Source organism: Parasedimentitalea denitrificans (assembly GCF_011813015.1).
Classification (GTDB): Bacteria; Pseudomonadota; Alphaproteobacteria; order Rhodobacterales; family Rhodobacteraceae; genus Parasedimentitalea; species Parasedimentitalea denitrificans.
Map to the genome: position 1 here is coordinate 274,643 of NZ_QHLQ01000001.1, position 13,285 is coordinate 287,927.

The window sequence follows — 13,285 nt, forward strand, 5'->3', positions numbered from 1 at the left end:
ACAGGGCACTCTCTGACAGATCAGAATTCTGTGCACTGGACCCAAATGCCCAACCCTTCGCCCCCACCCCACCCCTGTGGCAACTGCAGCTTCTACACAGACAGCATCTGGCAACCTGTTTCCTCTGGCGCCATGTCGACGCTGTCCCGCGGATTTACCCGCCAAGACCTAAGCGCGGGGCAACCGCTATACCATCAGGATGACGACAACCGAGGCGTATACTGCGTTTCCAAAGGCTTGATCGCGCTACGCACTCATCACATGGATGGCTCGTCCACCCTGTTGCGTCTGGCATACCCGGGCGAGATCATCGGCTTTCGATCATTCTTGGAATTCCGCCCTCACCGAACCGAGGCGCGGGCCTTGCTGACTTCTCGTGTGTGTACAGTGGCGCAGCGAGATGCACAGCAGGTTGTGCAGACCAACCCATCCGTCCTGACTCGCCTCGCGTCACGCTGCATCACGGAAATTGACCGCAATCACGACCGGATCATCGCCGCAGCGAAAACCCCAAACAAACTAAGACTGGTTGGTATCCTTCAGCGCCTGATGACCGCACACGGCACCCAGATAGATAACCACCTGCGCATGCACTTGCCCCTGTCCAGAACAGATTTGGCCGATCTGTTGGGGGTGCAAACCGAAACCGTCTCTCGCCTGCTTAAACGCATTCAGCAAGATGGCACATTTCAGGTTTCCGGCCGCGAGTTCCAGATGCCACTGCCTCCACCAACGCGACCCGCTGCCACGGGTTAAGCCGCCCAAGGGTAAGCCTTGCCACTGCGTCGTGATGGCTGGATTTGGGCCGTTTCATCAACAAAGGATCTGCCACGTTCCTTGTTTTACTATTTGTACCTGAAGCCCTAAAACCAACCAACCGTCTGGCGAAAGACGTCCACCAACTTTCATGAAGGCGTCCCCCATGGCCACCAAAACGAAGCAGCATCCCCGTAATCAACACTCCGAGGGTTACGATTTTGGGCGTTTAGTGGCGCAGACACCCGATCTTGAAGCCTTCACGATCAGTAGCCCGACCGGTCAGACCACGATTGACTTTCAAGACGTTACGGCCGTCCGTATGCTTAATCGGGCGCTTCTGAAGACGCATTACAATATTGATTTTTGGGATATTCCAGCCGGTTATCTATGCCCCCCAATTCCCGGCCGCGTCGACTACATCCATTATCTCGCGGACTTGCTTGCCAGCAGCAATAACCAAGAAATCCCGCGTGGGCGTCATATCAAAGCGTTGGACATCGGCACCGGGGCGAGCTTGGTTTACCCAGTTTTGGGCCAGAGCGAATACGGCTGGCACTTCACTGGTGTCGATATCGACGCAGGCGCAATCAAATCGGCACGGAAAATTTGTGAATTCAACAAGTTGGCAATTACCCTTAGGCGACAAAGCAAACCTGAGAATATCTTTCACGGTGTGATCCAACCCAACGATGTCTTCCACGTAACCATGTGCAACCCGCCTTTTCATTCGTCCATGGAACAAGCGAACAAAGGCACCCAACGCAAGTGGGCGAACCTTGGCAAGGGGCGTTCAAAGAAGCTCAACTTTGGTGGCCAAAACGCTGAACTTTGGTGTCCGGGTGGCGAAATAAAGTTTATCGCCAGCATGGTTGAACAGAGCATGGAGTTCGCCGACCAGTGCCTGTGGTTTACCTCGTTGGTGTCGAAGAAAGATAACCTCCAGCCCCTTGCTCGAATTTTGAAAAAAGCCAGGGTTGCTGATTACAAGGTCGTAGAAATGGCACAGGGGCAAAAGACAAGTCGTTTTATTGCTTGGACTTACATGAAGAAAAAACAACGCACCCAGTTTGTTAACAACGCCGAGAAATAGCGGCTACGTGCCGATATTCTGCAATGCGGTTAATGCCTAGGTCAGCGTAACTGCGTCGCAGAAACCTGTGACACTATGGATATCCACAGTTGCCCGTAGGGCGACGAATCTCAAAGAGCTATGTTGACCGATTCCTCAAGACAAAATCGACCTGCAAAGTTTAGCGACGAGGCAATAAATAAGGACGCACCAATTCAAGCCGCCCTCATCAGTTTCAATCTGTCGAATCTACCACATTTGATTTAGATCAACGAAGAGTAGCGAGAACCATATACACTTTTGACGTCGGAGGTAGAAAATGCGTTCCAATTTGTTGGTACATTTAGTTATTGCCCTTATTTCTACAAGTGTCGTTATTTTCGCAGGATCGGCACATGCGGTGCCTGTACTGATCAACTACGATGAATTACGTCCGAAAACGTACGAGGACTTTGAAGATGAGCCTGTGGGCGGGTTTTTGAATCCCGGAACTTTTGAAACGTTCTCTTTTACTGCAGGTTCTCCGATGATAGCAGAGTTAGAAACCATCTGCAGATCAGCAGGTAGGTGCCTGTCTGACAACGATTTATTATCCAACCGAGCGCGCCAGTTTTCGAATCTCCACTCTGGCACAAAAGCCTTCGGGGTTCATTTGGGTTGGGTAAATCCAAATCAGTTCTCGACGCTTGCGATTACTGTTGTTGGGGCAAAGTCTACCAGAACATTTTCGGGCTTTAGCACCTCAAATTTGACCTCAAAATTGGCTTTCTATGACAAGTATGGCCTGAAAAGCCTTACCTTTGAAAGGTCCGATCTGCCGGGGCCGTTTCTTACCAATTATTCTTTCGACAACGTAGTTACTTCAGTTCGACCGGTGCTTGTCCCTGTTCCACTCACGGCAGCCGGCTGGTTATTGAGCCTTTCGACTGGGGCAATGGTTCTTTGCGGACTATTAAAGTCAAGGGAGTTCCAAAAAAATCATATGTATGGTTTCGAACCGAAGGCGAGCCTTTAACCTACCCCACTCTAGTGAACCAGCAGGACAAGCTTCAGTTCAGTTTCTCTGACCTCGTTTAAAGGACTGGACCGTCCGCATTGCAACCATCCTTCCGATGACAGTTGATGTATCATCGTCGAAGGCCGCAATCGAAGGCTGTACTGCCGCTTTTGGCAGAGTACAGGAGGCCCGACTTGACCGATACCGCCGCTAGGGTCAGGAAAACTCATAGATCAATTTTAAACGACTTCCTCAAGGCAAAATCGACCTGCAAACTTTGGTGACGAGGCAGGAATTGGGGCGGCCCAATTCAGGCCCCCCTAATAAATTTCAATCTATCGAAGCTTTATTCTATTGCCAAGTCAGGCCGGATTATTTAGCTCGCCTGCCCCTTGTCAGACAGTTGGAGCGCCATGCCCCTGTGGCATCTATTGGCGCATCGACTTAAAGAACGGATATCGAAATCTCGTCGGCGATACTGTCATCCAGATTGGTTTTCATATGCTCCGTCAGATCAGCCAACAGAGCATCCAGATCATTTTGCCGGCAGCTGGCATGAATGGAAAACCATTCCGGCAAATCCCTCCCGTCAGGCACCGTATAATAGCGTCCTTCGTCGCGACCCATATTCAAAACGCGCATGTCTTGTTCCAAAAAAAGTTCGACGGTGCCTAGCCCATCGTCTGAGTAATTTCGCAAAACCATAAACTCAGCTTTTGACTGTCTCTCATCCAGAACAGGTGCGCCTTTGGGGTTATGATCAGGCGCGGCGGGTGCGGCAGGTGCATCTTCCACTGTCTGCGAATTACTGTCCTGATTGGGCAACAAGATACCGACGCCAGCCATGATCCCCAAAACGGAAAACAAGACCAACGCAGGCCCATTTTCGCTTCTGAAGCCCAGTTGAAAGCCGCTATAGAGCCCCCAAAGGCTGAGAATAACCAGAACTGCAGAAGCCAGTGTTTTTAGAATTTTCACGTAAACTCCCTTCTTCCCGTATCTCTCTGGTGTTGCACGGCTTCACGCTTTGGTATGGCTAGTTGAAATTGACCACACAATTTGGCGGCATGTCAAAAAGTAAGGGCGACCCAATTCAGGCCGCCCTTATAAATTTCAATCTGTCGAAACCTTAATCTGTTGCCAGATACTCGGTCAAAACCTGCTCCGAGGCGTGACCACCCATCAGGCTCGCCTGCCCCATGTCTGGCAGTTGGTGCGCGATACCCTTGTGGCAACTGATACAGGTCTTCTCGCCGGTGAACAGGAACCGCTCATGCGCCTCTGCTGCCCGAGTACTCTGCCGGGTGATATCCATCGACTCTTCCGAGTGACAGTTGCGGCATTCAAGCGAGTTGTTGGCCTCTAACCGGGTCCATTCGTTTTGCGCCAGTGCCAGGCGGTGTTCCAGGAACTTTTCACGCGTGTTGATGGTACCGAAAATTTTGCCCCAAACCTCTTTTGAGGCCTGCATCTTGCGGGCAACCTTACTGGTCCATTCATGTGGCACGTGGCAGTCGGGACACGTCGCCCGCACGCCTGAGCGGTTAGAGTAGTGGATCGTCGGCTTCAGCTCTTCGTACACATTGTCACGCATTTCATGGCAACTGGTACAAAAGGCTTCGGTGTTGGTGACCTCTAGGGCGGTGTTGAAACCACCCCAGAAAATGATCCCCATGACAAAACCGCCCATGGTCAGAAACCCAAGGCTGTAGTGCACACTAGGCCGGCGAATGGCCGACCAAATCCGTTTGGCGAACCCCAGCATCAGTTGTCTCCCGACTTGGTGCCGGCCACATATTCAAGAACCTGATCCACATCGACAAATGTGTTTTCTACCAGATCTTTGGCATCAGACTGCGGCACGTGACACTGGGTACAGAAATACCGGCGCGGCGTAACCGAGGCGAGGAACTGATTATCCCGGTTCATGAAGTGCGTGATCGACACCATTGGTGCCTGACTGTCACCAACAGCCGCGCGGCTGTGGCAGCTCAGGCATTTGTTGACGTTGATATCGATCTGATAGCCGTCGATCTTATGCGGGATCAACGGCGGTTGCTCTGGATAGTTGCGCACCTGACGCAGGTCAGTGTTCAAACGTTTAGCAATCTGAGGCAGGTCTCCCTGCTCTGCCAACGGCGCGCCCGCGCGCAGCGTTGCAACGTATTCTTGTGCAAATGCTGCCCCTGACAAGGCCAAGACCAAAGCGGTGGCTATAGCATGTATCTTGATCATGGCTCACGCTCCCATCGGTACGATTTTAACCGCACATTTCTTAAAGTCGGTTTGTTTGGAAATCGGGTCGGTTGCATCCAGCGTGACCTTGTTGATCAGCTTGGCAGCATCGAACCAAGGCACAAAGACCAGCCCCTTTGGCGGTTTGTTACGACCACGGGTTTCGACCCGAAGGTTGATTTCACCCCGACGAGAAACAACGCGCACTCCACTGCCTCGGCGCAGACCCTGAGCCTTGGCATCATCCGGATGCATGTAGCAAAGAGCATCAGGCACAGCCGAGTGTAATTCGGGCACACGTTGGGTCATCGAGCCCGAGTGCCAATGCTCCAGAACACGTCCAGTCGCCAACCAGAACGGATATTCTTCGTCCGGGCTTTCTGGTGCTGGTTCAAACGGCAGCGCAAAAATCACGGCCTTGCCATCCGGCTTACCATAGAACTCATAATCCGCACCGGGTGTTACATAGGGGTCAGACCCCTCCTTAAACCGCCAGCGAGTTTCTTTGCCGTCGACAACAGGCCAACGTAGGCCACGAACATTGTGATAGGTGTCAAACGGTGCCAGATCGTGGCCGTGGTCACGACCAAAGGCAGCGTATTCTTCGAACAGGCCTTTCTGGATATAGAACCCAAAGTGGTTGGCTTCCTGGTTTTCATACTCGTCCGATGTCTGCTCTAGCGGGTAGGCATCGACCTGACCGTTAGCATAGAGCACGTCATACATGGTCTTGCCTTTGTACTCTGGGTTTGCATCCAGAAGCTCGGCATCCCAAACATCTTCGATCTTGAAACGTTTCGAGAATTCTACCAACTGCCACAGGTCAGACTTGGATTCACCGGGGGCATCCACTAGCTGGTGCCAGAACTGAGTACGGCGCTCGGCGTTGCCATAGGCGCCTTCTTTTTCCACCCACATTGCTGTTGGCAGGATTAGATCAGCAGCTTCACAAGTGACGGTTGGATAGGCATCGGACACAACGATAAAGTTGTCCGGATTGCGATACCCCGGCAAGGTCTCTTCCATCATGTTAGGCGCGGCTTGCATGTTGTTGTTCACCTGCACCCAATAGCAATTGATCTTGCCATCTTTCAGGTGTCGGTTTTGCAGAACAGCGTGGGCACCGGGCTTTGGTGGAATAGTGCCCTCCGGCAGCTTCCAGATATCCTCAGCAAAGGCGCGGTGTTTGGGATTGGCAACAACCAAATCCGCCGGCAGTCTGTGCGAGAACGTGCCAACTTCACGCGCGGTACCACAGGCCGATGGCTGCCCAGTCAGCGAGAACGGCGAGTTGCCCGGTGTTGAGATCTTACCAGTCAACAAGTGCACGTTATACAGCATGTTGTTGACCCAGACACCACGGGTGTGCTGGTTGACGCCCATAGTCCACAGGGACATGATTTTGACGTCAGGGTCGGCATACATTTTTGCCATTTCCAACAGACGGTTTTCTGGAACACCGGATATTTCCGAGGCGTATTCCAGCGTATAAGGCTTCACGAACTCCGCGAATTCCTCAAACGTCATTTCCGTGGAGCCACCGGCCTTGTCGTTGTTCTCAGCCGCTTGCTCTAGCGGGTGTTCGGGACGCAACCCATAGCCGATGTCCTGATTACCGCGCCTAAAGTTGACGTGCTTGGAAACGAAGTCCTCGTTCACAGCACCGTTTTCAATGATGTAGTTGGCAATGAAGTTCAGCATCACCAGATCGGTCTGGGGCGTAAAGATCATCGGAATGTCGGCCAGATCAAAGCTGCGATGCTTGAATGTCGACAGAACACCAACTTTTACATGCGGGTTCGAGAACTTGCGATCTGCAATCCGGGTCCAAAGGATCGGGTGCATCTCCGCCATGTTCGAGCCCCAGAGGAAGAAGGCGTCGGCGTTTTCAAAGTCATCATAGCAGCCCATTGGCTCGTCGATGCCGAATGTGCGCATGAACCCACCCACAGCAGACGCCATACAGTGACGCGCGTTAGGGTCGATATTGTTAGAGCGGAAGCCGGCCTTCATCAGCTTGGATGCGGCGTAGCCTTCCCAGACAGTCCACTGACCGGAACCGAACATGCCAATGCCTGTCGGGCCTTTTTCCTTCAGCGTGGCCTTCCACTTCTCGGCCATGATATCGAAGGCCTCATCCCATGAAACAGGGGTGAAATCGCCTTCTTTGTCATACACGCCGTCGGTCTTGCGCAGCAACGGCTGGGTCAGACGGTCTTTGCCGTACATGATCTTGGATAGGAAATATCCTTTGACGCAGTTCAAACCGCGGTTCACTTCGGCTTCGGCATCCCCGTGTGTTGCCACAACTCTGCCCGCTTTGGTGGCGACCATGATAGAACAGCCGGTGCCGCAAAAACGACAGGCCGCCTTGGACCACTTCAGGTCGGTAATACTGGCGTCTGTCACCAGGTTCTGCGCTTCGGCAGATAGCGGCAATCCAGCCGCTGCAGCAGCCGCTGCAACCGCCTGCGCCTTAATGACGTCCCGTCTAGTCAGTTTGGTCATTTTTCTCTCCAATTAGTCTGCCGTGGGTCGAAACCCGGATCGGCATATCAATCTGTTTGGTGATAAACGAGAGACGCATTAACGACCCCGTCCAATAGCTGCAGTTGGGTCAGTGCCTCAACTATCTTGCCTTGATTCTCTGTCTCCAACGTCACGATAATTTTGCCACTTGGGTCGGCAACTGGCACCTCGGCCATCTCAATCGTCGCAATTTCTTCCAGGATCTGGTCCATTTTCTGGGGATCAGCCCTCAGCAAAAGGCTGGATATATGTACTACTTCAGTCACGCTGAGGCTCCATGATCGATATTGCTGAAAAAGTGCATGCAGCCACGCAGGCACCACATCCGTTGCATAAGTCCTGATCTACAAAGACGGCTCCCACCGGGCGTTGAGATAGATCAAAGACAAGGGCTTCGACCTCACAATTATCCGTGCAAAGTCGGCAACTTATTCCGCTCTGCAAAATACAGGAATCCGAAATCACAGCCTGAATCGTCCAGGCCGGCTGATCAAGATCAAAAACAGACTCTTTGCAGGCTTTGGCGCAAGCCTCGCAAAAGGTGCATTCACCATTTTCAAACGACACAACCGGTGTATTGGCTGGGCCGTTAAACAAAATGTCTTCTGGACAGGCGGCAACGCAGTCACCGCATCCAATACATGCATCCAGGATTGATGTTTCAGAGGTCCATGGGGGGCGGATCGGCGCGCCATGCTTACCTGAGAACAGCGCGCGTCGGGATAACGTTTGTGATCCTGACCTGCCCATGAGAATTAGCCCGTAGGTGGACCAAAGACCAGTTGAAGCATCCAGACACTAAAGCCAAACCCTCCAACGATAACACCTGCCAAAACAGGGGCTAAAAAAACTGCAAGAACAAGAAAAGCCCAACGTTCATCGGATTTCGAAATTGTCCCTACTGCGGCTTCGCCGGTATCAGTTACCATCGCCACCTCCTAAATAAGATAAAATGGTACTTTCGACTGAGCGGATTGCTCAGCCCAAAGCCTATTCCAATTCAAATCTGTGTGAAAGCACCATTCCGGCCCTAAATGGCCAAGGCACCGGAAAAATTAGCTAAACAGCTAAAAATCCACAGCAAAATGGCAAGAGACTGTTAACCCACCCGGGACAAGTAGGTATTTATCGCAGACATGTGATCCCTCTCACGGGTCCCCACCCCACCACCAGCATTCGTTGATTCCATTTAAGTCTTGTCAGACTGTACCTGCTTCTGCACCTGCGTCAGCCAGTCCATCATGGCTTCAATATTCGGCTCGACAGTTACAGCCAGCCCATCTGCGAAGGTCTGAAATGCCTCGACGTTCAGCGAGTTCACACCCGAGATCACCGGAATCCCCAGTTCCAGCGCCTCGCCGATAACCGGACGCATCCCGCGACCGTCGGCTTCATGCTTACCGAACTTGTTGACAATCAAGACGTCAGGCACGGTCTCGCCCTGCAGCGATTTGGTAACCTGCGCCACGGCCTGTTCCAGCGCAGACGGGTCCAAACGACATCCACGCGATTCAGGTCCCAGAGATTGGGAGATCCGGATGGTCTCACCTTTGGGCAGCACCCGCACATCCATGTCGCACAGGGCTGCATCATGACATTCCGTGTTGGTTTGAACGATCCCCGCCAAAGCTGTGCCCTGCGCTTGCAGTCGGTCGGCCAGTTCACTCAACAACCGATCCGTTGCGCCACGGTCTTTGGTCATCACATAGGCAAGGTGCATCTTAAGTCTCTTTCTTTATATCAGTTCGATAATGGTAATCATCATTGACCAGCAATGCCATAGGTCGCACCGCCCATGATACAAAACACCTCACCATGGCAGCGGGACAAATCCGATAACGGGCTCATGAACCAGGATCAGCACCAGAAAGACCGCTCCGGCAAGGACCAGCGGCAAGGGCGACCAAGACAGGCCCATCAGGTTCAACCGCGCAGTCCCTGTCGCTAACCGCCGCCATTCCTCCTGCCCCAGTACGCGCTGCTTACGGCGATCAATCACCATCATGCCCATAACAGCAAAGCCACCGAAAAGACCAAACAGGATGACATGTGCCAGATCTCCATTGGCCAGCAAATGCGCCCCCGCCCACAGCGCCATCGCCACCAACAGCGGGTGACGAGTCGCGGCCAGCATACCGGGTTTATCAGGGTCAAAGGGCTGTTTCCCCAAGCCCCCAAAGCTAAGCGGGTTCTGTGTCATCATGCCGCCTACCGCGATTAGACAGGCCAACGGCATCACCACCAACGGCGCCCAGCGAAAGATCTCCCACTGGGGCAGCACACCAACATAAGGCGCGCGTGCGGCGGCCATGATCAGCCAGGCCAAGACCAGCAGCGATAGAATGGAATAGGATATGAAGTACCCTTTGGTTCCCAACCGAGCAATCAGCCATGGTCGCATTGGTGGGCGAACAGGGAACATGTGGCTAACCATGAACAGGGTCAGCGCTGCAATGAATTCGAGCCAATCTACCATACTATCCCCCTGCTCAAGTTGATGGTCGGGAGGGATCTATCGGACTACAAGCGCAAAGACCACCATTGTCCGACCGATAGGTCGGGCGCGCCTGACCTTCCCAAGGTCAGGCGCGCCCTATGTTTTACAGTCCCAGCACCTTGCGCCGTTCTTCAGCAAAGCCCTGCACCATGCGGTCAGCAATCAATGCCAGAATTGCCATCGCAGCCCCAGCCGAAATGCCAAGCCCCACATCCGCCTGACCCAGCGCCAGATAGATCAGCTGCCCCAAACCAGTGGTACCGATCAGCGCCGCAATCACCAGCATGGCAAAGGCATACAAGATGGTTTGGTTCAGCCCCAACAGGATGGTCGGCGCCGCATAAGGCGCACGCACATCCCGCAGGATCTGCCAAGTGGTTGCCCCTGATGCAATTGCTGCCTCGATCATCTCGTCCGGTGTCTCTGTCAGCCCATGACGGCTATAGCGGATCATCGGCACGATCGCGTACGCGATGATCGCCAGAAACGCCGAGAACTCGCCGATCTGAAACACCATCAGAACAGGGATCAGGAACACAAACAGCGGAATAGTCTGCAACATATCACAAATCGGACGGGTGATCCTCCATGCCATTGGTGACTCCGCGCACAACAAACCGATACCGCCACCGGCAATCGCACAGGCAAATACCGCAGCACCGCTAAGGTATAGCGACAACATCGCACGATCCCACAGTCCCGATAGCAGAATGGTCAACAGCAACCCAACCGACAAAACAGCCAACCCACGCCCCGATGCCACCCAGCCTAGGGCCGCAACGCCGACCAGAACAAACGGCCATGGCAGATTGGTGATACCGGTTTCCAGCATACCAACGAAGATCAGCGTCATGATCCCCCACGTCACCTGCCCGCGCAGCGCCAGAATCAGTCCGGCAACCGCACCAACAGCAAACAGCCCTAGGCTCCATTGTGCTGTCCACTGGAACCCCCAGGTAAACGGCAGCACAGCCTCATCCAGGCCAATGCGCAGCGGCAACAGACCAAAGTACAACACGTTGTTTTTGACAGCAGCCAGCCATTGCCAATTGGCCGTGGTAAAGGCGCTAAGCCCCGCATCAACTGCATCAACTGCGCCATCAAAGGCCGAATACTCGGATGGGTTCGGCAGGCTGTTCCATGTGACCGCACTGGCAATAACACCAACCGCCAGAATGCCCCAGGCAACCCGTGCATCATAACGTTTGCGATTATCCTGCGCCAAGGTTCCGCTCATCCGGTCGATGATCACGGCAAACACCACAATGACCAAGCCAGCCATCAACGCCGGACCAAACTGAGCCTTGCGCATGGTCAGCAGAACTTCCCAGCCGATGTCATCAAAGCCACCGATCACAGCCGCGATGATCACCATCGAAAGCGCCGCCATCAGACATTGATTGACCCCAACCAAAATCTGCGTCGCCGCCGAAGGGATCTCGACCTGAAATAGCTGCTGCAGCCGGGTTCCCCCGGCCATGATCGCAGCTTCTTTGATCTCTGGCTCGATCCGCTCTAATCCCAGCAACACATTTCGCGCCATCGGTGGTGCTGCATAGATCGCACTGGCAATCAGCCCCACCACAGGACCAAAGCCAAACAGCACCAGCAACGGTGTCAGATAGGCAAATGTTGGAACCGTCTGCATGATGTCCAGCATCGCCTGTACCGGTTTGCGAAAGCGCGGATATTCATTGGCCAGCACACCGATGCCACCGCCGACGATCAACGCCAAAGGCACCGAAACCGCAACCAGTGACAAGGTGTTCATGCTCTCGGCCCAATAGCCCGAGGCCAGCACAAAGCCCAACCCCACAACGGCCATCAGCGCCATCGACACGCCGCCCAGCATCCAGCCGATTGCTGTCACCACAGCGATCACTAGGATCCAAGGCGAGCTCCCCAATATCAGATTGGTGGCCTCCATCGGATAGGACATCAACGCCGAAAATCCGCGGGCAATGGGTTTGATCAGCTGCAACAACCAGGTCATAGCCGCACCGACCCAATCGGTTGCAGGCACAACCAGCGCTTCGGGGAATTTCACCAGCCAGGGCAGTGTGGTTTCAAGCAGCAGGCACAGTGCGCCTACGATCAAGGCCACCAATGCGGCAAGGCTCCCCTTGCTAAGACCCGCCATCACCCGGCTTCCACATGCAAGGCGGCAGCCAGATCAGCCGGGTTCACAACACCCAAAAGCGTGCCATCTTCGGCGCGTACCGGAACCGGTTCATACAGGTCCATACACCGCGCCAATGCAGCATCCAGCGTCATATCTACGCGCAACCCCGGATCGTCGGCGCCGTAAACATGCCCCTCGCCGGGTTCCATGACCGAGGCCACATGGGCATGACGCCCCTTGGCCACATCCTTGGAAAACTCGCGCACATAGTCATCAACCGGGTTCAGGATAATGTCCGACGGCGTGCCAATCTGCACAACCTTACCGTCGCGCATAATGGCAATGCGGTCGGCCAGTTTCAGCGCCTCGTTGATGTCGTGGGTGATGAAGACAATGGTGGTCTTCAGCTCGGCCTGAATTTGCAAGAATTCGTCCTGCAATTGCCGCCGGATCAGAGGATCAAGCGCCGAAAACGGCTCATCAAGGAACCAGACAGAACAATCGGTCACCAGCGAGCGGGCAATGCCAACACGCTGACGCTGACCACCGGACAGTTCACGCGGGTGGTGCGTCTCGCGCCCGGCTAGACCAACCAGTTCGATAACCTTCTGGGCCTTCTCCAAATGGGCCTTGCGTTTAACGCCCTGCACGCGCAGCGGATAGGCCACGTTGTCGATCACGCTCATATGCGGGAACAAACCAAAATGCTGGAACACCATGCCCAGCTTTTTGCGCCGCAACTCGATCAGCCGATCAGGCGTCGCCTCAACAATGTTTTCACCGTCAATGCGGATTTCGCCATGGGTCGCATGCAACAAATGCGAGATACAGCGGATCAGGGTAGACTTGCCCGAACCGGACAGCCCCATGATGACAAATAGCTCTCCTTCGGCCACCTCAAAATTGGCGTCCTGCACCGCGGGGATCAGCCCTTTTTCACGCAACGCAGCGGCGGCGGCTTCGGGTTCAGAATGTACAGACAGCGCCTCAGATAAGGCGCTGTCTGCGTTGGGGCCAAACACCTGCCAGACATTCTGGCAGGAGATGGCGGCCTGAGGCGTATCGTTCACGACCGTC

At 54.1% G+C, this 13,285-nt stretch carries 14 protein-coding genes; 3 read left to right on the top strand and 11 right to left on the bottom strand.

Annotation, left to right across the window (positions count from 1 at the left end):
• Positions 1–132: 132 nt before the first annotated feature.
• From DL239_RS01335 to DL239_RS01345, 3 genes are all read left to right on the top strand, one after another.
• Entirely contained in the window at positions 133–756 is a 624-nt protein-coding gene (locus DL239_RS01335) for a Crp/Fnr family transcriptional regulator (RefSeq protein WP_240931646.1), read from the top strand.
• Positions 757–922: 166 nt separating this feature from the next.
• A complete protein-coding gene (rlmF, locus tag DL239_RS01340) occupies positions 923–1,849 on the top strand; it encodes a 23S rRNA (adenine(1618)-N(6))-methyltransferase RlmF (protein ID WP_167681453.1) in 927 nt (308 codons plus the stop codon).
• Between the two features lie 298 nt (positions 1,850–2,147).
• On the top strand, positions 2,148–2,843 hold the full coding sequence (locus DL239_RS01345) for a hypothetical protein (protein ID WP_167681455.1): 696 nt from the start codon (positions 2,148–2,150) through the stop codon (positions 2,841–2,843).
• A 426-nt stretch (positions 2,844–3,269) separates the two neighbouring features.
• Here the strand turns inward: DL239_RS01345 and DL239_RS01350 are convergent, their stop codons facing one another.
• From DL239_RS01350 to DL239_RS01400, 11 genes are all read right to left on the bottom strand, one after another.
• A complete protein-coding gene (locus DL239_RS01350) occupies positions 3,270–3,803 on the bottom strand; it encodes a hypothetical protein (RefSeq protein WP_167681457.1) in 534 nt (177 codons plus the stop codon).
• A gap of 151 nt (positions 3,804–3,954) precedes the next feature.
• On the bottom strand, positions 3,955–4,590 hold the full coding sequence (locus DL239_RS01355; protein ID WP_167681459.1) for a NapC/NirT family cytochrome c: 636 nt from the start codon (positions 4,588–4,590) through the stop codon (positions 3,955–3,957).
• Complete coding sequence (locus DL239_RS01360; protein ID WP_167681461.1) at positions 4,590–5,060, bottom strand: nitrate reductase cytochrome c-type subunit; 471 nt, start codon at positions 5,058–5,060, stop codon at positions 4,590–4,592. Before DL239_RS01360 ends, DL239_RS01355 begins: the two co-directional genes overlap by 1 nt.
• A 3-nt stretch (positions 5,061–5,063) precedes the next feature.
• Positions 5,064–7,568 carry a nitrate reductase catalytic subunit NapA gene (gene napA / locus DL239_RS01365; protein WP_167681463.1) on the bottom strand — a complete coding sequence of 835 codons (2,505 nt, stop codon included), beginning with the start codon at positions 7,566–7,568 and terminating at the stop codon, positions 5,064–5,066.
• 47 nt (positions 7,569–7,615) lie between these two features.
• The gene (locus DL239_RS01370; protein WP_167681466.1) at positions 7,616–7,855 is read right to left on the bottom strand and encodes a chaperone NapD; all 240 of its coding nucleotides are present in this window, start codon (positions 7,853–7,855) and stop codon (positions 7,616–7,618) included.
• Positions 7,848–8,339 (bottom strand): ferredoxin-type protein NapF, encoded by a 492-nt coding sequence (gene napF, locus DL239_RS21880; RefSeq protein WP_167681468.1) that lies wholly within the window; start codon positions 8,337–8,339, stop codon positions 7,848–7,850. The genes DL239_RS01370 and napF overlap by 8 nt, the downstream gene beginning before the upstream one ends.
• Positions 8,340–8,344: 5 nt before the next feature.
• A complete protein-coding gene (locus tag DL239_RS01380) occupies positions 8,345–8,518 on the bottom strand; it encodes a periplasmic nitrate reductase, NapE protein (RefSeq protein WP_167681470.1) in 174 nt (57 codons plus the stop codon).
• A gap of 260 nt (positions 8,519–8,778) precedes the next feature.
• Positions 8,779–9,309, bottom strand: coding sequence for a DUF2478 domain-containing protein (locus tag DL239_RS01385; protein WP_167681472.1), 531 nt, complete (start codon positions 9,307–9,309; stop codon positions 8,779–8,781).
• Between the two features lie 90 nt (positions 9,310–9,399).
• The gene (locus DL239_RS01390) at positions 9,400–10,065 is read right to left on the bottom strand and encodes an NnrU family protein (protein ID WP_167681474.1); all 666 of its coding nucleotides are present in this window, start codon (positions 10,063–10,065) and stop codon (positions 9,400–9,402) included.
• Positions 10,066–10,189: 124 nt separating this feature from the next.
• Complete coding sequence (locus DL239_RS01395) at positions 10,190–12,226, bottom strand: ABC transporter permease (RefSeq protein WP_167681476.1); 2,037 nt, start codon at positions 12,224–12,226, stop codon at positions 10,190–10,192.
• Positions 12,226–13,278: a quaternary amine ABC transporter ATP-binding protein gene (locus DL239_RS01400; protein ID WP_369410521.1), complete on the bottom strand. Its 1,053-nt coding sequence runs from the start codon at positions 13,276–13,278 to the stop codon at positions 12,226–12,228. The genes DL239_RS01395 and DL239_RS01400 overlap by 1 nt, the downstream gene beginning before the upstream one ends.
• Positions 13,279–13,285: the final 7 nt, after the last annotated feature.

What these genes read in the sequence shown, in the direction of transcription:
- DL239_RS01335 (WP_240931646.1), top strand. Translation starts at nt 133, where the DNA reads ATGTCGACGCTGTCCCGCGGATTTACCCGCCAAGACCTAAGCGCGGGG.
- rlmF (WP_167681453.1), top strand. Translation starts at nt 923, where the DNA reads ATGGCCACCAAAACGAAGCAGCATCCCCGTAATCAACACTCCGAGGGT.
- DL239_RS01345 (WP_167681455.1), top strand. Translation starts at nt 2,148, where the DNA reads ATGCGTTCCAATTTGTTGGTACATTTAGTTATTGCCCTTATTTCTACA.
- DL239_RS01355 (WP_167681459.1), bottom strand. Translation starts at nt 4,590, where the DNA reads ATGCTGGGGTTCGCCAAACGGATTTGGTCGGCCATTCGCCGGCCTAGT.
- DL239_RS01360 (WP_167681461.1), bottom strand. Translation starts at nt 5,060, where the DNA reads ATGATCAAGATACATGCTATAGCCACCGCTTTGGTCTTGGCCTTGTCA.
- napA (WP_167681463.1), bottom strand. Translation starts at nt 7,568, where the DNA reads ATGACCAAACTGACTAGACGGGACGTCATTAAGGCGCAGGCGGTTGCA.
- napF (WP_167681468.1), bottom strand. Translation starts at nt 8,339, where the DNA reads ATGGGCAGGTCAGGATCACAAACGTTATCCCGACGCGCGCTGTTCTCA.
- DL239_RS01380 (WP_167681470.1), bottom strand. Translation starts at nt 8,518, where the DNA reads ATGGTAACTGATACCGGCGAAGCCGCAGTAGGGACAATTTCGAAATCC.
- DL239_RS01385 (WP_167681472.1), bottom strand. Translation starts at nt 9,309, where the DNA reads ATGCACCTTGCCTATGTGATGACCAAAGACCGTGGCGCAACGGATCGG.
- DL239_RS01390 (WP_167681474.1), bottom strand. Translation starts at nt 10,065, where the DNA reads ATGGTAGATTGGCTCGAATTCATTGCAGCGCTGACCCTGTTCATGGTT.
- DL239_RS01395 (WP_167681476.1), bottom strand. Translation starts at nt 12,226, where the DNA reads ATGGCGGGTCTTAGCAAGGGGAGCCTTGCCGCATTGGTGGCCTTGATC.